The following is a 22,168-nucleotide window of genomic DNA, read 5'->3' on the forward strand; positions in this document are numbered from 1 at the left end:
ATGCGACTCGCTCGCTGTTTCAGGACGGCTGATCCGGGGAGGAGCGGCGTGAGGGTGCTGATGCTCGGAGGCGGAATCCCGCCGCGGCTGGTACGGACCACCTTGCCCCGGCTCGTGCTGCTCCCGGTGGTGTTCCGGCTGGCGATGCTGGTGCAGGCGCTGTGGGCGGCGGGTGACGGCGGCTCGTCGATGCTGTGGACGGTCGCGGCGCTGCACCTGGTGCCGAACGTCGCCGTGGCCGCTTGGGTGTTCCGCGATCCTGCGGACACCCGGCTGGTTCCCGCGGCCGACGCCGCGTCCGCCCTGGTACTCACCCTGGGGGCCGCGCTGATCGGCTCGGACACCGCGATCATGTCGATCGTCTGGACCCAGCTGATGGGCACGGTCATGGTCTGGACCCTGCTGCGCGGCGCACTCGCGGGGGCGCTGGTCGTCGCGGGCGCGGTGGTGCTGCATTCCACCGTGTACCCGGGCTCCCCGCTCGGTCTCTTCCTCACTCTCGGAACTGCGCTGGTGGTGTCACTCGCGATCGTCGGACTGGTCGGCGCCTCGATGCGGTTCGCGCTCGGCTTCGGGGAGCAGCAAGGCAGGGCGGCGGAACGCGAACGGCACCGCCGCGACGTCCACGACACCGTCCTGCAGGTGATGGAGTCGTTCGCGATCCCCGCCCCCGCCGACGAACTCGATCCGGCGGCCAGCCTCGACCGGGTCCGCCGCACCGCCCGCGCGCAGGCGATGCGCATCCGGATCAGCCTCGAACACGAGCAGACGGGGCCGCTCGGGCTGCACCAGCGGCTCCGGCTGCTCGCCGCCGAGATGGCCGCGGAAGGTCTGCGGGCCGAAGTCGTCATCCAGGACGACTGTGGTCCGGACCTCCCGGAGGAGGCGGCCGTCGCGCTGCACGACGCGGCGCGGGAGGCCTTGCGCAACACCCTCAAGCACTCCGGGACCAGGCGGGCCGTCGTCAGCGTCGAAGAGATCGACGGTGGCGTTTCCCTGACCGTGCGCGATCACGGCGCCGGATTCGACGTCGGCGACAGACGGCGAGGATTCGGCCTCGAGAACTCGATCATCGCGCGGATGGCGGAGATCGGTGGCTTCGCCCGCATCGAGTCCAGCCCAGGTCTGGGGACGCGGGTGGTGCTTCTCGCACCTTCAGTCTTGAGTCTCCCCGTCGGGTGAGTCCCGCCATTGACGGAACGGGCGGTCCAGCGTCCACTTGTCGCCGTCGCGCTCGAGGACACGGTATTCGCAGGTCGCCGGATTGGACAGCGACTCGAACAGCTCGATGCTCCAGCCGAAGAGCCGCCGGCACAGCAACCGGATGGTCAGACCGTGTGAGACGACCAGCACGGTCTCGGGGTGATTTTCGCCGCAGGCCGCCAGTTCGCTGAGGAACGCCGCCACCCGGTCGTCGACGTCCGCCCCGGATTCACCGAACGGGAGGCGGTAGAAGAAGTGCCCGAACTCGTGACGGCGTTGCTTCTGCACCTCCTGCTCCAGCGGATCCTGGAGGTTGCCCCAGTCCTGTTCCCGCAGCCTGGGCTCCGGCACGATCCGCTCGTAGCTGTCGCGGATGTCCAGTAGCCGCAAGGTTTCCCGCGTCCTCAGGTACGGGCTGACGTACACCGCGGGGCGCTCCCCGCCGAGAAGTGCCTTGATCTCCGGGCCGGCCAGCCGTGCCTGCTCACGGCCCGCCTCGGTGAGCGGGAGGGCGTGGTCGGGAATCCGGGTGTAGGCGAGCTCGTCGACGTTGCCGAGCGACTCGGCGTGCCTCAGCAGGATGATCCGCACGCCGCCATCTTGCCCCTTGTGCGCCCGGCATACCCTCGTGACGTGCCTTCAGATCCCGAGACGAAACCGGCCCCGTCCGCGCGGAAGGCCGGTGTCCTGCCGCTGGTGTCGATCGGGGTGCTTCTGGCCGCGGTGGTGGCCGTCGGACTGGTCGCACTGACCGGTGGCGCCGGTTACGTCATCGCGGGCCTGCCGGATCCCGGCCTGGTGACGCGCTACGGCATCACCGTCGTCAGGGTGCTGGCCGAGGCGTCCTCGGTGCTGTGCGTCGGTTCGCTGCTGCTCGCCGCGTTCCTCGTCCCGCCGCAGAAGTCCGGCACGCTCGCGGCGGACGGCTACGCGGCCATCCGCGTCGCGGGCGCCGCCGCTTGGGTCTGGTTCTTCGCCGCCGCCGCGTCGATCTTCTTCTCCGCCGCGGACGGCGCGGGCCGCCCGTTCACCGAGGTGCTCTCGCCGCAGGTCCTGATCGACCTCGTGGACGCCATCGAGCAGCCCAAGGCCTGGCTGTTCACCGCGTTGATCGCGCTGCTCGTCGCGCTCGGCTGCCGTCTCGCGCTGACCTGGGGCTGGACGGCGGTGGTCTTCTTCCTGTCCGTCGGCGGGCTGATCCCGGTCGCGGTCACCGGCCATTCCGCGAGCGGCGGCTCGCACGACCTGGCGACCAACAGCCTGCTCTACCACCTGGTCGCCGCCGCGCTGTGGGTCGGCGGCCTGGTGGCGTTGCTCGCGCTCGGCTGGCGTCGTGGCGAGAACCTCACCCTCGCGGCGACGCGGTTTTCCAAGCTGGCGCTGGTCTGCTGGATCGTGATGGCACTCTCCGGCCTCGTCAACGCGCTGGTGCGGATCAGGATCGCCGACCTGTTCACCACCGACTACGGCCTGCTCGTGCTCGCGAAAATCGTCGCGTTGCTGCTGCTCGGCGTCTTCGGTCATCAGCAGCGGCAAAAGGGCGTCGCCGGGCTGGTGAACGGCGCAGGCGGCGGACAGTTGCTGCGGCTCGCCGCGGTGGAAGTGCTGATCATGTTCGTCACCATCGGCATCGCCACCGGGCTCGCGAAGACCCCGCCGCCGCAGGAATCGTTCACCCAGCCGTCCACGACGGAACTGCTGATCGGCTACGACCTTTCCGGTCCGCCGACCGTCTTCCGGCTGCTCACGGACTGGCGGTTCGACCTCGTCTACGGCACCCTCGCGATCGTTCTCGCCGGACTGTACCTCGCCGGCGTCCGTCGGCTGCGGCGCCGCGGCGACACCTGGGCCACCGGCCGGATCGTCGCGTGGCTCGCGGGCTGCTTCGTGCTGCTGATCGCGACGTCGTCCGGCATCGGGCGGTACGCGCCCGCGATGTTCAGCGTGCACATGGGCAACCACATGCTGCTGTCCATGGTGGCGCCGGTGTTGTTCGTCCTCGGCGGACCCGTGACGCTCGCGCTGCGCGCCCTGCCCCCGGCGGGGAAGGAGGCCCCACCCGGACCGCGTGAATGGCTGCTCGCCTTCGTGCATTCGCCGATTTCGCGGTTTCTGACGCATCCGATCGTGGCACTGCTGTTGTTCGTCGGTTCCTTCTACGGGCTGTACTTCTCGGGCCTGTTCGATGCCGCGCTGAACTACCACTGGGCGCATCTGGCGATGAACGCGCACTTCCTGCTCGCCGGATACGTCTTCTACTGGCCCGTGATCGGCGTCGACCCGGCACCGCGCCGGATCCCGCATCTGGGACGGCTGGGGATGATGTTCGCCGCCATGCCGTTCCACGCGTTCTTCGGGATCGCGCTGATGAGCATGCAGACCGTGCTCGGCCAGGACTTCTACCGGTCGCTGAAGCTACCGTGGGTCACCGACCTGCTGACCGATCAGCGGCTCGGCGGCGGGATCGCGTGGGCGTCCGGTGAACTGCCGGTGCTGCTGGTGCTGATCGCGCTGCTGGTGCAGTGGGCGCGGCAGGACGAGCGGGAGGCCCGGCGGCGAGATCGCCGCGAGGACGCCTCGGGTGACGAGGATCTGAACGCGTACAACGCGATGCTGAAGAAACTGGCGGATCAGGGCCGGGGGCCGGGTTCGCCGTGAGTGGCGATTCGGGTTCCTGCGAAGCCGCACAACCGCTGGTCGGCTCCACCGCTGTAGCGGGACAAGGCGAACATGTCGTGGTGGACCCGGCGGGAGCGGGCTCACACAAGGGGCCTCACCCGGCTCTTGACTGTCCATAAGGGACACATCTCTGGACAGACGTGCCCGGTTGGGTGACTCGCACGGTTTCGCGAGGGGGTCGTGAGTGATTTGGGTCGTTCTAACCCTCATTATCACTCACGACTCATCACTCACGACTCCGCGCAGAAACGTACACAGCGGTATAAAGCGGACACCCACTACCACATCTCCGTCGGGCTCCTCGTCTTTCGGCCCGAGTTGTCCACAGGGAGCCCGTCTCGCCCGGAGTTGTCCACAGACTCGGTTCGCGCCCGTTTTCGCCCCTCGATCCGAGGCAGGCTGTGGTCAGGGAAACACCGGGCTCAAGGGAAACACCGGGAGCGGCCCGGATCGAGGCGAAAGGCGGATGTGATGGCGATGGGCGAGACCTGGGTGACCATGATCGGCAACCTGACCAGTGAACCGGTCCACCATCCGGAGCGGGTGCACGGGCACGACGTCGTGTCGTTCGGTTTACGAAGTGTCGAACGCCGCTATGACAAGGAAAAAGGGGAGTGGGGCGACGGGCGGCAACTGGCGGTCAGGGTCACCTGCTGGCGAAAGCTGGCGATGGCGGCTTTCTCGTGCCTCAGCAAGGGTGATCCGGTGATCGTGGCCGGGCGGCTGCGCGGTGCCGAGACCGCGGAGGAGATCCCGGCACCTCTCGGTCTACCTGAGCTTGAGGCCTTCTCCATCGGCCCCAACCTCGCGCGCTGTTCGGCCGAGATTCGGCGGATCGGGCGTGACCGGCCAAGGGCGATCCCGATGCCGTCGCCGCCCCCGGGGAATCCCATGGTCACCGCGCTGGAGGAGGCACCCGTGGGATGAGGGGGCCGATGCTCATTCAGTGATATCGGGCTGACTGTCGGTAGTTCGGTGGTGACCGCCGTCAAGGCCGCGATCGGCTCGCTCTACGATCGCTTGTATGGCCGAGTTCATCTACACCATGAAGAAGGTGCGCAAGACCGTCGGGGACAAGGTCATCCTCGACGACGTCAGCACCGCGTTCTACCCCGGCGCCAAGATCGGCGTGGTGGGGCCCAACGGCGCGGGTAAGTCCACCGTTCTGAAGATCATGGCGGGGATCGAGCAGGCCAGCAACGGCGAAGCCTTCCTCCAGCCTGGCGCCAGCGTCGGCATCCTCATGCAGGAGCCGGAGCTCAACGAGGAAAAGACCGTCCGCGAGAACGTCGAGGAGGGGTTGGGCGACATCAAGGTCAAGCTCAACCGCTTCAACGAGGTCGCCGAGCTCATGGCGACCGACTACAGCGACGAGCTGATGGAGGAGATGGGCAAGCTCCAGGAGGACCTCGACCACGCCGACGCGTGGGAGATCGACTCCGCGGTGGAGCAGGCGATGGACGCCTTGCGCTGTCCGCCGCCGGAAGAGCCGGTCACCCACCTCTCCGGTGGTGAGCGCCGCCGGGTAGCGCTGTGCAAGCTCCTCCTGTCCGCGCCCGACCTGCTGCTCCTCGACGAGCCCACCAACCACCTGGACGCCGAAAGCGTGCTGTGGCTGGAACAGTTCCTCGCGAACTACGCCGGCGCCGTTCTCGCCGTCACCCACGACCGGTACTTCCTGGACAACGTGGCCGAGTGGATCATGGAGCTCGACCGTGGCCGCGTCGTCGGCTACGAGGGCAACTACTCGACGTACCTGGAAAAGAAGCGCGAGCGGCTCGAGGTCCAGGGCAAGAAGGACGCCAAGCTCGCCAAGCGGCTGAAGTCCGAACTCGACTGGGTCCGGTCCAACGCCAAAGCACGCCAGACCAAGTCGCGGTCCCGGCTCGACCGCTACGAGGAGATGGCCGCGGAGGCGGACAAGCACCGCAAGCTCGACTTCGAAGAGATCCAGATCCCGCCGGGGCCCCGGCTGGGCAGCGTGGTCGTCGAGGTCGAGAAGCTGCGCAAGGGTTTCGACGACCGCGTGCTGATCGACGGGTTGTCGTTCGACCTGCCGCGCAACGGCATCGTCGGGGTGATCGGGCCGAACGGTGTCGGCAAGACGACCCTGTTCAAGACGATCGTCGGGCTCGAAGAGCCGGACGCCGGGCAGGTCAAGATCGGCGAGACGGTCAAACTGTCCTATGTGGACCAGAACCGCGGCGGGATCGACCCGAAGAAGACGGTATGGGAGGTGGTTTCGGACAAGCTGGACTACATCCACGTCGGGCAGACCGAGATGCCCTCGCGTGCCTACGTCAGCGCGTTCGGTTTCAAGGGTCCGGACCAGCAGAAGCCGGCGGGCGTGCTCTCCGGTGGTGAGCGCAACCGGCTGAACCTGGCGCTGACCCTCAAACAGGGCGGGAACCTGATCCTGCTCGACGAGCCGACGAACGACCTGGACGTCGAGACCCTGGGTTCGCTGGAGAACGCTCTCGAACAGTTCCCCGGCTGTGCCGTGGTCATCTCGCACGACCGGTGGTTCCTCGACCGGGTCGCGACGCACATCCTCGCCTGGGAAGGCACCGACGAGAACCCCTCGCAATGGTTCTGGTTCGAAGGTAACTTCGAGGGCTACGAGAAGAACAAGGTCGAGCGTCTCGGTGCCGAGGCCGCTCGTCCGCACCGCGTCACCCATCGCAAGCTGACCCGCGACTGAGGGCCGGGGGTTCCCCGTGGAAGCCAGCAAGCGCCAACGGCCGGGCTCGCCCACCACCATGGTGGGTGGGCGGACGGCTGCCACCGGGGGAACCTTGTCCGCTGTCGGCAGGCTGATCGAACGAGCGGACGCCCTGCATTTGAGGGCACCCGAACTCGCACTGGTCCTCGGGGAGCGCGCGGCCGCGCTCGCCGAGGCGGCCGGTGCCGACGAGCAGTGGATCCGCGCGGAGAGCCTCGTGGTGACCGCTCGGGTGCGGCTCGGTGGCCGTCCCCGGACGGTCGGCCGGGCGGTGGCCGCCCTGCGCGCCGCCGAACACGCGGGCTACGGCGACATCGCGGCCCGGTTGCGGATCGACCTCGCGGTCTGTGCGCGCAGTGTCGGCATCCCGCTGACCGGGCTGGCCGCGCTGCGTCCGCTGCTGGCGGATCCGGCGGTTTCGCCGGTGCACCGGGCCGAGGCGTTGTGCCATCTCGTCGGCTGCCTCGCTCAGTTCGGCCGTAAGACGGAACTGGACCGGGTGCTCGCCGAAGCGGACAAGCTCGTGCTCGGCGACCGCTCGATGGCGGCGGATTCGCAGCTGCTGATCCGCGCGATGCTGCGGGTCGGGGTGTCGGCGCACCGTCGTCGCCACGGCGATCTGACGGCGGCGGCGGACGCCGCGCGGACCGGGCTGGGCATGCTCGAAAAGCTCGTGAACCCCGACGACGACGGCGGTCTCGTCCGGATCAGGCTGATCCTGCAACTCGTCTGCACGTTACTTGACCGGGGCGACACGGCGATGGCGCTGGAGGTCGCGCAGCCGGTCCTCGACGCGCCCGTCCGGGCCGCCGGGATCTCACCGGCCGCGTGGTTGCGGCTGGCGGTGGCCACCCGCGTCCTGCTGCCCGCGGGATCCGGGGAAGCCGCGGGCATGCTCGTGCGTGAAGCGGTCGCCGGGACCGGGGGTCACGGCCTGCACGCTGTCACGGCACGGTTGTGGCTGGAACTCGCGCAGATCGAGGAACGGCTCGGCCGTCCCGAGGAGGCCATCGGCTGCTTCCACCGTTCGCGTGCCGCCGAACACCTGCACGCCCGCGCGCGCAGGCAGGCGTGCAATGTCCTGGTCGGCGAGTTCGGCGCGGCCGAGAACGCCGCGGTCGACCTCGACGAGGTCCTGCGGGCCGTCGCCGCGCGCCCGTCCGCCGGCGCGGCACCCGAGCCCGCCCCGGCCGAGGTGACCTCGGTGATGGCGCCGATCGACGTGGCGCCCCGGAAGCGGGCGGCCGCCGAGCCACCGGTTCGCCGTGAACCGCCGCGGCCCGTGCGGCAGAACAGCCACGCGGCGCCCGAGCCCCCGCGGAACGCGCCGGTCGAGCCCCCGCGTTCCGTCGAGCCTTCGCGTCCCGTCGACCCGCCGCGTCCTGTCGATCCTCCACGGCCGGAGGAGCCACCCGCCGCGGAAAAGACCGAAGCGCCGGTGTTGAAGCCGCCGTCCCGTCCGGAGCCGGCTCGCGAAGCCGCGGCGTCCGCCAGCGACTGGCGCCGCCGGGTACCGAAGAAACCCCAGGAACCCAAGCCTTCGATCAGGTTCGAGCCCAAGGCCGAACCTGTCGCACCGACACTGAAGCCGCCGCCGAAACCCACACCGCGACCAGAGCCGGAGCCCGAGCCCGGGCGACGCAGTCGTCCGGAAGCTCCTCCCGCTCGTGAGCAGGTCGCCTCTTCGACACCCGACCCCACAGCCACCCGGTCGGAGGCCCCGATCCCGGCCGCGCGGCGACGGCAAGAGACCCCCGTCCGGTACGAGGAACCGGTGCCGGAACTGCTCCTGGCGCCAGAACCCGCCGCCGAACCCCGGCCGCGGATCGCGGCGGAAGCCGAACCACCGCGTCCCCCGGGGACCGCCGCCCCGTTGTGGGAGAGCGACGAATGGGCGGCCGAAGAACGCGCCCGCCGGTCCACCGCGCCCGTCCCGCGGACGACCAGGCACGACGCCGAACACGGTTCCGTGGCGGCGAAATCGGTGCTGGACCGCCTCGGGATCTCCAGCACCGGCGGACAGGGTGGTGGCCGCCGTCGTGCGGACAACACCGCGGACGCGCAGCCGGGCCCTGCCCGCGAGGAACGCGCCGAAACCGGACACGCCCGCCGGGAGCAGGCGCCGGTGGAGTACGCCGAACCCGCCGTCCCGCTCGCGCCGCCGCCCCGGGAAGACCCGGCGCCGTCGTTCCCCGGCGATACTCCAGAAAATGTCCAGGAGAGCACCCGGGAAAGCGCCTCGCGAAGCGCCAAGGAAGAGGTCGTGGATCCGTGGCTGCCGCGGCTGCGGATGCCACCGGCGCTGGACCCGTTGACCGACACCGGATCCTGGCGGCCGATCACGCCGTTCCCCGAGAGCTACGCCCGCGCCATCGCGGAAGACGAGCCGCCGCCGGACGCCGGTCTCGCCGATCTGCTCGCCCGTGCGCTCGCCGAGCATCAGGCCGGCACCGCGAGCGCCGCCGCGCTCGTGAAACAGCTCGGTTCCCAGGACTCGGGAAAGCGTCCGGTCAACGGTCGCGACCGGCACCGCGCCAACGGGAGCGACTGACCCCGGCGATAGCAAAGGTCCCTTGCTCCACCTCGGTCGGAGCAGTGCCGAGCTGGAACGATTCAGCCGACCGGGTGAGGCCTTGCGCCGGTCCGGTGAACCGGAATGGGTGCTGGTCACCCCCGGTGCGGCGGGGTGCGCGAAGGGCCGGACAGACCGCCTATGTGACCGGCCAGTAGCTGAACCGATCACGGCGATTCCGCTATCTGAGCAGGGAAATCTTCGACGGACGCGAAGGACCCGGCCTTGTGGAGCCGTCAGTCCGGAGCTGTAGGTTGGGGTCTGGGCCGGTACAGAGTCGTGCCGGTCGCGGTGTCAATCTCGCACAGTGGAGAGTTGTCTCAAATGAGCTCGACGGGAGTCTCGTCCCCGCCCGGAACAGATGTCGGCACCGAAGACGGCGCCCGGCGCCGGTCGGTGAACCCGGAGCAGATCCGGGACGACCTGATCGACGCCGCCGCGGCGTACGCCCCGGAGATCGGCGACCTGATCCGCCTGTACTACCGGCACATCCCCGCCGAAGAGATTCTCGGTGACGACCCGGTCGACCTCGTCGGCGCCGTCCGCTCGCATCTGCAGCTGGCCAAGGACCGGATGCCCGGCCGTCCCGCGGTGCGCCTGCTGAACCCGACCGGCCCCGAAGACGGCTGGACGCGTGAGGCCACCGTCGTGCAGGTCGTCACGGACGACATGCCCTATCTCGTGGATTCCGTCGCGGCCGAGTTCGCCCGCGACGGCGTGCAGGTGCAGCGCATCGTGCACCCGATCGTCGTGGTCAGCCGGGATCTCACCGGTGAGCTGCTGGCGGTCCACCCGGACGCCGACCCGGCCGAGCCGCCGGCGAATTCGGCGGCCGAATCGTGGATGTACATCGAGATCGACCTGGTGACGGACCCGCACCGCGCCCGTGAGCTGGACAACCGGCTCTCGTCGGTGCTGGGCGACGTGCGCGAGGTCGTCGAGGACACCGACAAGATGGCGGAACAGGCGCGCCGTCTCGCCGACGAACTGGACGAGAACCCGCCGACGCTGCCCACCGGCGAGGTCGCCGAAGGCGCCCGGCTGTTGCGCTGGCTCGCCGACGGGCACTTCACCTTCCTCGGCTACCGCCGCTACGAGCTGATCGACAACCCGCATCCCGACAACGACGAGCCCGTCTTGCGCGCGGTGCTCGCGACCGGGCTGGGCGTGCTGCGCCAGGACAGCCTGGCCGCGCGCAGCCTCACCGCCGGTCCCGACACGGCGGTGTCCGCGCTCGCGCCGACGCTGCTGGTGCTGACCCAGGCGAGCGCGCCGTCCACCGTGCACCGCCCGGTCTACCCGTACTACGTCGGCGTGAAAACGTTCGACGACAAGGGAAAGGTCACCGGCGAACACCGCTTCCTCGGCATGTTCACCACCACCGCCCTGCACGAGAACGTGCTGGACATCCCCGTGGTGTGCAACCGGGTCCGCGAGGTCATCCACCGCGCGGGCTTCCCGATGGAGTCCTTCTCCGGCCAGCGGATGCTCGAGGTGCTGCAGAACTGGCCGCGGGCCGACCTGTTCTCGGCCGACACCGATTCGCTGTACTCCACGACGACCGGCGCGATCACGTTGTCGGATCGACGGCGGTTGCGGCTGTTCCTGCGTCGCGACCCGTACGGGCGCTTCTACTCCTGCCTCGTGTACCTCCCGCGCGACCGCTACACGACCCGTTCGCGGCTCGCGATGCAGGAGGTCCTGCTCGAAGAACTCGAAGGCACGCAACTGGAGTACAGCGCGCGCATCGGGGAGACCGTGCTCGCGCAGGTGCACTTCATCGTGCACACCGACCCCTCGCAGCGGTCGGAACCGGACACCCTGCGCATCCAGGAGCGGCTCAACGAAGCCGTCCGCAGCTGGGACGACCGGATGGTCGAGGCGATCCTCGCCGAACGTCGCGAGCGCGCGGGGGACAGCGGTGTCGCGATCGGCCTGCTGGGCGAGGAGTCCGCGGGTGAACAGGGGCAGCGGTTCGCCGCGGTGTTCCCGGAGGGCTACAAGGAGGACTTCAGCGCGCTCGAGGCGCTCGCCGACCTCCGTGCCTTGGAGTCGTTGACCGACGAGGGCGACCTGTCGATGTCGTTCTACCTGCCCGCCGACGCCGAGGCGGGGGAGCGGCGCTTCAAGCTGTACTTGCGCGGCGAGGGGGTCACCCTCTCGCAGGTTCTCCCGGTCCTGCAGCGGATGGGCGTGGAGGTCGTCGACGAGCGGCCCTACGAACTGCGCCGCGAAGACGGTGGCAGGTCGTGGATCTACGACTTCGGCCTGCGGATCGATCCGCAGGTGCTCGACCACGCGGACACCGATCTGCGAGTCCGCTTCCAGGACGCGTTCCTCGCCGCCTGGCGCGGCGACTGCGAGGTCGACGGCTTCAACGGGCTCGTTCTGTGCGCCGGGCTCACCTGGCGTCAGGCGGCCATCCTGCGGGCCTACTCGCGGTACCTGCGCCAGACGAAGATCCCGTTCTCGCAGGAGTACATCGAGAACACCGTCCTCGCGCACACCGACATCGCCACCGCGCTGGTGCGGTTGTTCGAGACGCGTTTCGACCTCTCGATCAGCGCCGAGGCCCGCGCGTCGCAGGCCGATCAGCTCACCGCCGAGATCGGCAAGCTGGTCGACGAGGTGACCAGCCTCGACGAGGACCGGATCCTGCGGCGTCTGATGGCGGTCATCCTCGCCACGCTGCGCACGAATTACCACGTCACCGACGCGGACGGGAATCCCCGGCAGTACCTGGCGCTCAAACTCGACCCGAGCGCGGTGCCCGAGCTGCCCGAGCCGCGGCCGAAGTACGAGATCTTCGTGTACTCGCCCCGGATCGAGGGTGTGCACCTGCGCTTCGGTGACGTCGCGCGCGGTGGCTTGCGGTGGTCCGACCGCCGGGAGGACTTCCGCACGGAGATCCTCGGCCTGGTCAAGGCGCAGGCGGTCAAGAACGCGGTCATCGTGCCTGTCGGCGCGAAGGGCGGGTTCGTCGTGAAGCGCCCGCCGACGGCCACCGGTGACCCGGGGCTGGACCGTGACGCCCAGCTGAACGAGGGCATCGCCTGCTACCGGATGTTCATCTCCGGACTGCTGGACGTGACCGACAACCGCGTCGAGGGCAAGACCGTCCCGGCGCCGAACGTGGTCCGCCACGACGGCGACGACAGCTACCTCGTGGTCGCGGCCGACAAGGGCACCGCGAAGTTCTCCGACATCGCGAACGAGGTTTCGGCGGACTACGGGTTCTGGCTCGGGGACGCCTTCGCCTCCGGTGGTTCCGTCGGCTACGACCACAAGGCCATGGGCATCACCGCGAAGGGTGCCTGGGAGAGCGTCAAGCGCCACTTCCGTGAGCTGGGCAAGGACACCCAGACCGAGGACTTCACCGTCGTCGGCATCGGCGACATGATGGGTGACGTTTTCGGGAACGGAATGCTGCTCTCGGAGCACATCCGGCTCGTGGCCGCCTTCAACCACCTGCACATCTTCCTCGACCCGAACCCGGACTCGGCGACGTCGTTCGCCGAGCGGCGGCGGCTGTTCGACCTGCCGCGTTCGTCGTGGGAGGACTACGACCGTTCGCTGATCAGCGAGGGCGGCGGCATCTACTCGCGTTCGGCGAAGACGATTCCGATCACTCCACAGGTCCGCGAGGCGCTCGGGCTCGGCGAGGACGTCACGAAGCTGGCGCCGAACGACCTCATGCAGGCGATCCTGCTGGCCCCGGTCGAGCTGCTGTGGAACGGCGGCATCGGCACCTACGTCAAGGCCGAGAACGAGACCCACGCCGACGCGGGCGACAAGGCCAACGACGCCGTGCGCGTCAACGGGAACCAGCTCCGCGTCAAGGTCGTCGGCGAGGGCGGGAACCTGGGCCTGACCCAGCTCGGCCGGATCGAGTTCGCCCGCGCGGGCGGCAAGATCAACACCGACGCGCTCGACAACTCCGCCGGCGTGGACTGTTCCGACCACGAGGTCAACATCAAGATCCTGCTGGATCACCTGGTCTCGACCGGATCGCTGGGCGCCGAGCAGCGCAACGAACTGCTGGAGCGGATGACCGACGAGGTCGGCGAGCTGGTGCTGGCCGACAACTACCGGCAGAACGCCGTGCTCGGGGTCAGCCGGGCGCACGCCGGGCCGATGGTCTCGGTGCACCAGCGGCTCGTCGCGGCGCTGGTCGCGAAGGGCGCCTTCGACCGCAAGCTCGAAGCGCTGCCGAGTTCGGCGGAGTTCCGCGCGCTGGAGAAGGCGAACGAGGGCCTCACCTCGCCGGAGCTGGCGACGCTCATGGCGCACGTCAAGCTCGACCTCAAGGACGAGCTGCTGGCGAGCGAACTCCCGGATTCGGAAGTGTTCTCGCGGCGTCTGCCGGAGTACTTCCCGAAGCCGCTGCGCGAACAGTTCGGCGACGCGATCTTCCAGCACCCGCTGAAGCGCGAGATCATCACCACGATGGTGGCCAACGAGGTCGTCGACGGTGCCGGGATCTCCTACGTCTTCCGCCTGATGGAGGAGATGAACGCGACCGCGACCGACGCCGTCCGCGCGTACGCCGTGGTCGCCCACGTCTACGACCTGCCCTCGCTGTGGGCGCAGATCGACGCGCTCGACAACGTCGTGCCGACCGAGGTCGCGGACGAGATGATGCTGGAGACCCGCAGGCTGCTCGACCGGGCGGCCCGCTGGTTCCTCACCAACCGGCCGCAGCCACTGGCCCCGCTCGCCGAGATCAACCGGTTCGGCCGGGTCGTCGGCGAACTGGCCCCGCGGGCGCACGAACTGCTCCGCGGTGTCGAATGCGCGTCCGTCGACGACAACGCCGAGCGGCTGGTCGAGCAGGGTGTCCCGGCCGAACTGGCCCAGCGCGTGGCGCTCCTGCTGCACACCTTCGGCCTGCTCGACGTCACCGACGTGGCGGAGATGGCCGAGCAGCAGGTCGGGATCGACGCGGTGCACAGCCCGGCGGAGACCGCCGCGCTGTACTACGCGCTGTCCGATCACCTCAGCGTCGACAAGATGCTGACCTCGATCAGCGGTCTCGAACGCGGCAACCGCTGGCACGCGCTCGCGCGGCTGGCGCTGCGGGACGACGTGTACGGCTCGCTGCGGGCGATCACGCTGGACGCGTTGCGGCACAGCGATTCGGGTACCGACCCGGATGAGAAGATCGCGCACTGGGAGAAGACCAACGCGTCGCGGCTGCAGCGCGCCAGGGTGGCGCTGGACGAGATCGGCAAGTCCGGCAAGCTCGACCTGGCGACGTTGTCGGTGGCCGCGAGGCAGATCCGGAGCACGGTGAGGTAGTGGGCTACATTTCCCTGATCCGGCCGCGCTGGTCGGATATGGACGTATACGGGCACGTCAACCACGCGAATCTGGTGACCCTGCTCGAGGAGGCGCGGATCCCCCTGCTGTTCGGGGACGCCGTCCGAGCCGGGCTCACCGAACTGCCCAAGGGCATCGTGGTGGTGAAGCTGGCCGTCCATTACCGTTCGCCGATCGTGGTGTCCGATCAGGACATCCGGGTGGAGATCTCGTTGAAGGACTTGAAGCACGCCAGCTTCACTCTCGGCTATCGGGTGCACGCCGGGCCCGCCGAGGTCGACAAGGTCGCGGTCACCGCGGAGACGGTGCTCGCGCCGTACGACACGGTGACGGAGCGGCCGCGGCGGCTGACCGAGGACGAACGCGCCTTCCTGCAGAAGGGGTTCGCGGATGCCTGAGCTCGTCATCCCGGACGCGGGTGACCGCGAAACGCTCGGCGCGTTCGTGGCCAGGGCGGTCCGGCTCGACCAGAACACGCTGGTGCGCTTGCGCCAGCGCGGCGACGGCGTCGTCGAGGCGTGGAGCGCGACCCCGTTCGAGGTTCTCGCGACCAGGGCCGTCGCCGGCGACATCACACCGTCGGACGTCACGGTGTCCGGCAACGAGCTGCTCGCCGCGCTGACCGTGGCGGGTGGCGAGCGGATGGATCCGGGCCCGGCCAGGGACCTGATGTGGCATTCGGAGCTGCCCGCTCCGGGGCGCTGGCAACTGGTGGACGAACTGCCGGCGACGGTGATCTCGGAGCTGGCCGATCGCGGGGTGGCCCTCGCCCGCGACAACGTCGGCCCGCACGGCAACCCGCCCGCGTCGCTGATGGACCAGGCGGTGCTCACCGTCACCGGCGGTGAGCTGGAGATCAAGGTCCAGATGCGGTGCCTGTTCGCGTTGTCCGGGATGGGTTTCGTGGACTCGTCGATCGACGGCGACGTCGTCCGCGTGACCGCGACGGATTCGTGGATGCGCATCGACGCGCGTTACGGCGCCGTCCTCAAGCGCCGCCACGCGCTTCTGCCCCTGCTCTTCTGACGGGCTTCTTACCGCTTGGCGCCGCGGGTGGCTTCCGGCCGCCCGCGGTGTCAGGCTGTCCTCATGAGTGACAGGGACCCTGGTGACGCCGGTAAGGACGGGGAGGATCCGACCGCGGACTTCCTCGCCGAGGTCCGGCCGGAGGAGACCCCGTGGCGGACCGAGCGGCCGCCGGGTGAGGAGGCGCCGGACCGCGCCGAACGCCCGGAGAAATGGGGCCGAGCCAAATCGGCCGGCCGGGCCGCGGCTAAGGCCGCACCTTATGTCCAGGCCGCCGCGCTGGCGACCTGGATCGTCTCCGGCACCCTCGACGACTCCGGCTCGGACTCCGGCTCCGGCGACATGGGCTCCTCCGGCGACGCCTGACCTCCCGCGTTTCGTCCTCTGAATGCGGTAGTCGGCGACACGAACTACCGCATTCAGAGGACGAAACGCGTGGGTGGCTAGAGCGTCGCCCGCATCGCCTTCATGCGTTCGATCTCGGCGGACTGGCCGGTGATGACCTCCTGCGCCATCTCCTGCGCCTTGATCTCCACTCCCTTGCCGAGCTGGGCTTCGGCCATGGTCAGCGCGCCCTGGTGATGCGCGATCATCAGGTCGAGGAACAGCTTCTCGAAGGCCGTGCCGGAGGCCGCGCGCAGATCGGCCAGCTGCGCCTCCGTCGCCATCCCGGGCATGAGCGCGTGATCGTGGTGACCGCCGTGTCCGTCGTGACCCTCGCCGGGCACCGGCTTGCCGCGGTCGGCGAGCCACGTCTTCATCATCGTGATCTCCCCGTCCTGGGCGACCGAGATCCGGCCCGCGATCGCCCGGATCCGCTCGTTCGCCGTCTTGCCCGGCACCAGGTCGGTCATCACCTTCGCCTGCTGGTGGTGGGGGATCATCATGGTGATGTAGTCGACGTCGGCCTGGTTGGGCTGTTCGCGGTTCACCGGGCCGGGAGCGACGGTGCCCGCCTGCTCACCCGGCTTTCCGGGGACGATCACCGGGGCGCTGGACGCCGGTGCGGCGGGGGTGTCGTCGCCGGTGCAGCCCGAGACGAGAAACGCGGCGACGAAGAGCGCCGATGTCAAACTCTTTTTCATCCCGGGAGATCCTCCATTGGTCGGTATCTGCTGAGCCTAAATAAGGAATAAGGTGCGCGTAAAGCTGGGTGGAAGGAGAGCCATAACGTGCTGCAGCCTGGGCTGAAACGCCGCTTGACCAGGATCTTCGTGTCGGCGGCCGCAGTCGCCGCCCTGGGCGCGTCGAGCGCGCTCGTCGCGCCGGCCGTCATCGCCGAACCGTCGGCGACCACGATCCCGGGAGTGGACGAGATCGTCCACAGCCCGAACCTCCGGTCCATCGCGAACGTCCCGCAACAGGGACCGTTCACCAAGGACTCGACCGGAACGGACATCGCGTTCACCAAGGGACACGCGATCACCGGCACGTACGACGGCTTCAACGTCTTCGACGTCCGCAACCCTCACCGCCCGAAGATCGTCAGCCAGGTCCTCTGCCCTGGCGGGCAGAACGACGTGTCGGTCTCCGGTGACCTGCTCTTCCTGTCGACGGACTCCTCGCGTAGCGACAATTCGTGCAACAGCGTCTCGAAGCCCGCGTCGGACAAGACGGCGTGGGAAGGCATCAAGATCTTCGACATCTCGAACCTCGCGGCGCCGAAGTACGTCGCGGCGATCGAGACCGACTGCGGTTCGCACACCAACACCCTGGTGCCGGACAAGCGCGGCAAGGACGTCTACATCTACGTCTCGTCGTACGCGCCGTCGGCCAACCTGCCCGACTGCCAGCCGCCGCACGACAAGCTGTCGATCATCAAGGTTCCGGTGAAGGACCCGGCGAAGGCCGCGCTCGTCGCGACCCCGGTGCTGTTCCCGGACGGCGGCAATGCCGGCGGCGACAACCCCGACGGCACCCGCCGCTCGCCGACCACCGGTTGCCACGACTTGACGGCGCTGCCGGAGAAGGACCTGATGGCCGGTGCCTGCATGGGTGACGGCGTCCTGATCGACATCGCCGACCGGCTCAAGCCGCGGGTCATCGACCGGGTCCAGGACAACGTGAACTTCGCGTTCTGGCACAGCGCCACCTTCAACAACGACGCCAACAAGGTCGTCTTCACCGACGAGCTCGGCGGCGGTGGCATGGCGACCTGCCTGGAGAAGTTCGGCCCCAGCCGCGGTGCCAACGGCATCTACGAGATCACTGGCCGCGGCGACGACCGCAAGCTGGAGTTCCGCAGCTACTACAAGATCCCGCGGCTCCAGTCCGAGACCGAGAACTGCGTGGCGCACAACGGCTCGCTGATCCCGGTGCCGGGCAAGGACATCATGGTCCAGTCCTGGTACCAGGGCGGCGTCTCGGTGTGGGACTTCACCGACTCCAAGAAGCCGAAGGAGATCGCGTACTGGGAGCGTGGCCCGCTGTCGAACGAGAAGCTCGTCGGCGGTGGCACGTGGTCGGCGTACTGGTACAACGGCTACATCTTCTCGTCCGACCTCGTGAAGGGCCTGGACGTCCTGGAGCTGAACGACTGGCGGACCTTCCCGGCGAAGTTCGTCCGGCAGAACCAGTTCAACGCCCAGACGCAGTACAAGCTGCACCCGGGCATGAACTGAGCTCCTAGCGTGAGCTGAAAGGCCCCTTCATCGCAAAATTTGCGATGAAGGGGCCTTTCCTTGCATTCCCGGGGGCGCTCAGACGAGCCAGGCGGCCGCGTCCGGTGGCAGTTTCCCGTCCACCAGCCCCACGCTGGAGAGCAGCACCTCGCCCGGCGGCAACGCGATCGGGCTCGCGGAGGTGTTCAGCGCGCAGATCAGCCCGCCACCTCGCCGCCGGAACGCGAAACAGCCGGCCGGGGCGCCGTACCACTCGAGGTCGTCGCCGCGGAAAGCCCGGTGTGACTTGCGGAGCTCGATCGCCCGCCGGTACAGCGACAGCGTCGACGCGGGATCCTCCAGCTGCGCCTCCACGGTCACCGAGGCCCAGGAAGCGGGCATCGGCAGCCAGGTGCGCGGATTGCGCGAGAAACCGAACGGCGGACGGTCGCCTTCCCACGGCAGCGGCACTCGCGCCGCGTCACGGCCGAATTCGGCGCCGGAGGTCTTGGCGCGCGGGTCGGCGAGTGCCTCGGGGGGCAGGTCGACGTTGCCGAGGCCCAGTTCTTCGCCGTTGTACAGGTAGATCGTCCCGGGCAGCGCGAGTTCGACCAGCGCCATCGCCCGCGCCCGCCGCACGCCCCGCTCACCCCCGCCGTACCGGCTGACCTGCCGCCAGACGTCGTGGTTGCTCAGCGTCCAGGTGGCCGACGCCCCGGCGGACTTCGGCACCGCCAGGGACCGCTCGATGGCCGTCCGCAGGGCGTCGGCGTCGAAGTGCGTGAGCACGAGCCGGAAGTTGAACGCCAGATGCAGTTCGTCCGGCCGCAGATAACGCGCGAGGCGTTCCTCGTCGGTCACCCAGATCTCGCCGACGGCCATCGCGTCCGGGTACTCGTCGAGGACCTTGCGGATCATCTGGTGGATCTCGTGGACCCGGTCGTTGTCGAAGCGCGGGTCGTAGAACTCGCTCGGCCCGAGCGGGTTCACCCGCGGGTCCATGTCCGGCAGGCCCGGTGGTTTCGCCATGCCGTGCGCGACGTCGACGCGGAAGCCGTCCACCCCGTGGTCCAGCCAGAACCGCAGGGTCCGCTCCAGATCGGCGGCGACCTCGTGGTTGGTCCAGTTCAGATCCGGCTGCTGCGGCGAGAACAGGTGCAGGTACCACTGGCCGTCCGGGACCCGGGTCCACGCCGGGCCGCCGAACGAGCTGACCCAGTTGTTCGGCGGCTGGTCACCGAGCGGGCCGAGCCCGTCACGGAAGATGTAGCGGTCGCGTTCCGGGCTGCCCGGCGCCGCCGCCATCGCCGATTTGAACCAGGCGTGGGTGTTGCTGGTGTGATTGGGGACGACGTCGATGGTGACCTTGATGCCGCGTTTGTGCGCCTCGGTCAGCAGGACGTCGAAATCGCCGAGAGTGCCGAACATCGGGTCGACATCGCGCGGATCGGCGATGTCGTACCCGTGGTCGGCCATGGGCGAGCGGTAGAACGGCGTCAGCCACAGCGCGTCGACCCCGAGCAGCTCCAGGTATCCGAGCTTGCTGCGGATGCCTTCGAGGTCACCGACGCCGTCCCCGTCGGAATCGGCGAACGAGCGCACGTAGACCTGGTAGAAGACCGCCTGGTCCCACCAAGCCACGTCGCGCTTCATCACACGAAACTGTTCATCATGCTGTTGGCGGCCATCTCCAGGTACGCCCACAGCTGACTGCGGTACGGCTCCTCGATGTGCTCCTCGTCGACGGCGATCTTGATGCAGCGAAGCCAGGCGTCGCGTTCGATCGGGCCGATCTTGAACGGCGCGTGCCGCATCCGCAGCCGAGGGTGGCCGCGCTGATCCGAGTAGGTGTGCGGGCCGCCCCAGTACTGCATGAGGAACAGCCGGAAGCGTTCCTCCGCCGGACCGAGGTCCTCCTCGGGGTACAGCGGGCGAAGGACTTCGTCGACAGCCACCTCGGCGTAGAACCGCGCGACGATCCGGGTGAAGACCGGTTCACCGCCGATCGCCTCGTACAAGGTCGTGGGGTCTGGTTCGCTCACGGACACACTTCCATTCTGCCCTTGTCCTACTGGGCGGCGGGGCCGGTCGACATAAAGCGCCCCAGAGGTGGTTCGAAGCCCGCTTCGTCGAGCGCGGCGAGCAGGTGCGCCCGCAGCGCGCGCTGCACGGCCCACTGCTTGCCGGGGCGGACCTTCACCGTCATGCGGACCTTGATGCCTTCGGGCGTGACGGTCTCCACACCGAGCATCTCGGGCGGCTCCAGCACGTTGGGCGCCAGCGCCTCGCTCTCCAGCAGCGCGGTCGACCTCTGGGCCATCAGTTCGATGGCCTTCTCGACGTCGGCGGAGTAGCTCAGCGGAACGTCGACGACGGCCACGGCGAAGCCCTGGCTCGAGTTGCCCACGCGCAGCACCTCGCCGTTGCGGACATACCAGACGGTGCCGTTGATGTCACGCAGGGTGGTGATCCGGAGGCCGACGGCCTCGACGGTGCCGGACGCCTCACCGACGTCGACGACGTCACCGACGCCGTACTGGTCCTCGATCATCATGAAGATGCCGGAGAGGAAGTCCTTGACCAGGTTCTGCGCGCCGAAACCGAGTGCCACACCGACGATGCCCGCGGAGGCGATGATCGGTGCCAGGTCGATGCCCAGCTCACCCAGTACGAGGATGAACGCGAGACCGTAGACGAAGAACGTCGCCATCGACTTGAGCACCGAGCCGATCGTGGCGGCGCGCTGACGGCGTCGTTCCATGACCGCCGACCCGAGCACTTCGGGAGCCTTCTCCCGCAGCGGTCTCAACAGGGCCGGCAGTTTTTTGGAGCCGCTCGGCATCCGCGTGACGCGGTTGATCAGGCGCCGGACCAGGTAGCGCAGCAGGAAGGCCACGGCCATGATCAGCAGGATCTTGATCGGCTTCGTCAGCAGCCAGCCGGCCGACGCGGAGAGCCATTCGTTGTTTGTGACCTGGAACACCTGGCCGCAGAAGGTGCTGGCGTCCTTGACGCAGGCCGGAGGTTCGGTGGGCAGCAGGTTCACGGAGAAGAAATGTCCTTTCCAGCTCGGCGGGGACCGTTCGCGCTGCTGGGCGCGGCAGGAACCCCCGCGTATTCGAAACACCCAACTTCATGTGGACGCGGGGTCGCGCGCATGTGACACGTCGTGTAACACACGTGCACTTTGGGGCTGATCTGTGGTCGACTATGCCTGCACCGGTGGAGGTGGTCGAGTGCCAGACCGACAACCCATCCCCCTCGGCGTCCCGAGCCAAGCCTTGGCCGGACAGGCGCCGGAGGTCGTGTTGCGCGCTCATCCGGGAGGTGCCCCCTCGCACGGGGCCCCACCGGGCGGGCCGGGAACCCGGCCAGGGGGTGTTGCCCGCCCGCCCGGACAGCGTAGAGGGCGGGATCCGTCGACTACGGCGGCACCCACGACGACTTCGTGGGGCCGCAGACGGGTATTGCTGTTGAATGCCACGTTCGAGCCGCTCACGGCGCTGCCGTTGCGGCGCGCGGTGGTCCTGGTGATGTGCGGCAAGGCCGAGGTGGTGCACGGAGACCCGGGAGGGCACGAACTGCACGCCGCCAAGGTCTCGCTGCCCGTGCCTTCGGTGATCCGGCTGAGCACCTACGTGCGCGTGCCCTACCGCGCGCAGGTGCCGCTGACCCGGGCCGGGCTGATGCACCGCGACCGGTACCGCTGCGCCTACTGCGGGGGGCGGGCCGAGACGATCGACCACGTCGTCCCGCGCAGTCGTGGCGGCCCCCACAGCTGGACGAACTGCGTGGCCTGCTGCGCCAAGTGCAACCATCGGAAGGCGGACAAGCTGCTGTCCGAGATCGGCTGGCGGCTGCGTGTCGTGCCGAGGGCCCCGCACGGGCCGCACTGGCGGCTGCTCGCCCATTCCAAGGAGGCCGACCCGTTGTGGCGGCCGTACCTGGGCACCGCGGCCTGATCTCAGTTCTGACGCTGGTTCTGAAAAGACGTCGGCGCCCCGGCTGCCTTCCGGCTGCCGGGGCGGGCCGATGATGCCGTTGTGC

16 protein-coding genes are annotated in these 22,168 nt (G+C 68.9%); 11 read left to right on the plus strand and 5 right to left on the minus strand.

Annotated features, from left to right (window positions below; genetic code table 11):
* Positions 1 to 54 precede the first annotated feature (54 nt).
* Positions 55 to 1,182 (plus strand): sensor histidine kinase, encoded by a 1,128-nt coding sequence (locus ACZ54P_RS28335; RefSeq protein ID WP_465464618.1) that lies wholly within the window; start codon positions 55 to 57, stop codon positions 1,180 to 1,182.
* Here the strand turns inward: ACZ54P_RS28335 and ACZ54P_RS28340 are convergent.
* Positions 1,156 to 1,794, minus strand: a complete 639-nt coding sequence (locus ACZ54P_RS28340) for a histidine phosphatase family protein (protein ID WP_465464619.1) — start codon at positions 1,792 to 1,794, stop codon at positions 1,156 to 1,158. The two genes, ACZ54P_RS28335 and ACZ54P_RS28340, sit on opposite strands and share 27 nt — an antisense overlap.
* Positions 1,795 to 1,836: 42 nt before the next feature.
* Here ACZ54P_RS28340 and ACZ54P_RS28345 point away from each other — a divergent pair, with 42 nt between their 5' ends.
* The 8 genes from ACZ54P_RS28345 to ACZ54P_RS28380 all read left to right on the plus strand — a co-directional run bounded on the left by ACZ54P_RS28345 (position 1,837) and on the right by ACZ54P_RS28380 (position 15,887).
* The gene (locus ACZ54P_RS28345; RefSeq protein WP_465464620.1) at positions 1,837 to 3,861 is read left to right on the plus strand and encodes a bifunctional copper resistance protein CopD/cytochrome c oxidase assembly protein; all 2,025 of its coding nucleotides are present in this window, start codon (positions 1,837 to 1,839) and stop codon (positions 3,859 to 3,861) included.
* Positions 3,862 to 4,353: 492 nt separating this feature from the next.
* Positions 4,354 to 4,809: a single-stranded DNA-binding protein gene (locus ACZ54P_RS28350; protein WP_465464621.1), complete on the plus strand. Its 456-nt coding sequence runs from the start codon at positions 4,354 to 4,356 to the stop codon at positions 4,807 to 4,809.
* A gap of 97 nt (positions 4,810 to 4,906) precedes the next feature.
* The gene (gene ettA / locus ACZ54P_RS28355; protein WP_465464622.1) at positions 4,907 to 6,583 is read left to right on the plus strand and encodes an energy-dependent translational throttle protein EttA; all 1,677 of its coding nucleotides are present in this window, start codon (positions 4,907 to 4,909) and stop codon (positions 6,581 to 6,583) included.
* A gap of 16 nt (positions 6,584 to 6,599) precedes the next feature.
* The gene (locus ACZ54P_RS28360; protein WP_465464623.1) at positions 6,600 to 9,155 is read left to right on the plus strand and encodes a tetratricopeptide repeat protein; all 2,556 of its coding nucleotides are present in this window, start codon (positions 6,600 to 6,602) and stop codon (positions 9,153 to 9,155) included.
* 345 nt (positions 9,156 to 9,500) lie between these two features.
* Positions 9,501 to 14,474 (plus strand): NAD-glutamate dehydrogenase, encoded by a 4,974-nt coding sequence (locus ACZ54P_RS28365; RefSeq protein ID WP_465464624.1) that lies wholly within the window; start codon positions 9,501 to 9,503, stop codon positions 14,472 to 14,474.
* Positions 14,474 to 14,893, plus strand: a complete 420-nt coding sequence (locus tag ACZ54P_RS28370; RefSeq protein WP_465464625.1) for an acyl-CoA thioesterase — start codon at positions 14,474 to 14,476, stop codon at positions 14,891 to 14,893. The genes ACZ54P_RS28365 and ACZ54P_RS28370 overlap by 1 nt, the downstream gene beginning before the upstream one ends.
* On the plus strand, positions 14,886 to 15,521 hold the full coding sequence (locus tag ACZ54P_RS28375; protein WP_465464626.1) for a DUF8010 domain-containing protein: 636 nt from the start codon (positions 14,886 to 14,888) through the stop codon (positions 15,519 to 15,521). The genes ACZ54P_RS28370 and ACZ54P_RS28375 overlap by 8 nt, the downstream gene beginning before the upstream one ends.
* A gap of 63 nt (positions 15,522 to 15,584) precedes the next feature.
* A complete protein-coding gene (locus ACZ54P_RS28380; RefSeq protein ID WP_465464627.1) occupies positions 15,585 to 15,887 on the plus strand; it encodes a hypothetical protein in 303 nt (100 codons plus the stop codon).
* A gap of 77 nt (positions 15,888 to 15,964) precedes the next feature.
* Here the strand turns inward: ACZ54P_RS28380 and ACZ54P_RS28385 are convergent, their stop codons facing one another.
* Positions 15,965 to 16,606 (minus strand): DUF305 domain-containing protein, encoded by a 642-nt coding sequence (locus ACZ54P_RS28385; RefSeq protein WP_465464628.1) that lies wholly within the window; start codon positions 16,604 to 16,606, stop codon positions 15,965 to 15,967.
* Positions 16,607 to 16,693: 87 nt separating this feature from the next.
* Between ACZ54P_RS28385 and ACZ54P_RS28390 the strand changes: the two genes are divergently transcribed.
* Positions 16,694 to 18,142: an LVIVD repeat-containing protein gene (locus tag ACZ54P_RS28390; RefSeq protein WP_465464629.1), complete on the plus strand. Its 1,449-nt coding sequence runs from the start codon at positions 16,694 to 16,696 to the stop codon at positions 18,140 to 18,142.
* A gap of 78 nt (positions 18,143 to 18,220) precedes the next feature.
* Here ACZ54P_RS28390 and ACZ54P_RS28395 read toward each other — a convergent pair whose 3' ends face one another.
* From ACZ54P_RS28395 to ACZ54P_RS28405, 3 genes are read right to left on the minus strand one after another with little or no spacing between them, the layout of a single operon-like run.
* Positions 18,221 to 19,774 (minus strand): glycoside hydrolase family 13 protein, encoded by a 1,554-nt coding sequence (locus ACZ54P_RS28395; protein ID WP_465464630.1) that lies wholly within the window; start codon positions 19,772 to 19,774, stop codon positions 18,221 to 18,223.
* Entirely contained in the window at positions 19,774 to 20,169 is a 396-nt protein-coding gene (locus ACZ54P_RS28400; RefSeq protein WP_465464631.1) for a globin, read from the minus strand. Before ACZ54P_RS28400 ends, ACZ54P_RS28395 begins: the two co-directional genes overlap by 1 nt.
* A gap of 20 nt (positions 20,170 to 20,189) precedes the next feature.
* Positions 20,190 to 21,167, minus strand: coding sequence for a mechanosensitive ion channel family protein (locus tag ACZ54P_RS28405; protein WP_465464632.1), 978 nt, complete (start codon positions 21,165 to 21,167; stop codon positions 20,190 to 20,192).
* 421 nt (positions 21,168 to 21,588) lie between these two features.
* Between ACZ54P_RS28405 and ACZ54P_RS28410 the strand changes: the two genes are divergently transcribed.
* The gene (locus ACZ54P_RS28410; RefSeq protein WP_465464633.1) at positions 21,589 to 22,083 is read left to right on the plus strand and encodes an HNH endonuclease; all 495 of its coding nucleotides are present in this window, start codon (positions 21,589 to 21,591) and stop codon (positions 22,081 to 22,083) included.
* Positions 22,084 to 22,168: the final 85 nt, after the last annotated feature.

The organism is Amycolatopsis sp. NPDC034160 (genome assembly GCF_055575355.1).

What these genes read in the sequence shown, in the direction of transcription:
- ACZ54P_RS28350 (WP_465464621.1), top strand. Translation starts at nt 4,354, where the DNA reads ATGGCGATGGGCGAGACCTGGGTGACCATGATCGGCAACCTGACCAGT.
- ettA (WP_465464622.1), top strand. Translation starts at nt 4,907, where the DNA reads ATGGCCGAGTTCATCTACACCATGAAGAAGGTGCGCAAGACCGTCGGG.
- ACZ54P_RS28365 (WP_465464624.1), top strand. Translation starts at nt 9,501, where the DNA reads ATGAGCTCGACGGGAGTCTCGTCCCCGCCCGGAACAGATGTCGGCACC.
- ACZ54P_RS28375 (WP_465464626.1), top strand. Translation starts at nt 14,886, where the DNA reads ATGCCTGAGCTCGTCATCCCGGACGCGGGTGACCGCGAAACGCTCGGC.
- ACZ54P_RS28380 (WP_465464627.1), top strand. Translation starts at nt 15,585, where the DNA reads ATGAGTGACAGGGACCCTGGTGACGCCGGTAAGGACGGGGAGGATCCG.
- ACZ54P_RS28385 (WP_465464628.1), bottom strand. Translation starts at nt 16,606, where the DNA reads ATGAAAAAGAGTTTGACATCGGCGCTCTTCGTCGCCGCGTTTCTCGTC.
- ACZ54P_RS28395 (WP_465464630.1), bottom strand. Translation starts at nt 19,774, where the DNA reads ATGAAGCGCGACGTGGCTTGGTGGGACCAGGCGGTCTTCTACCAGGTC.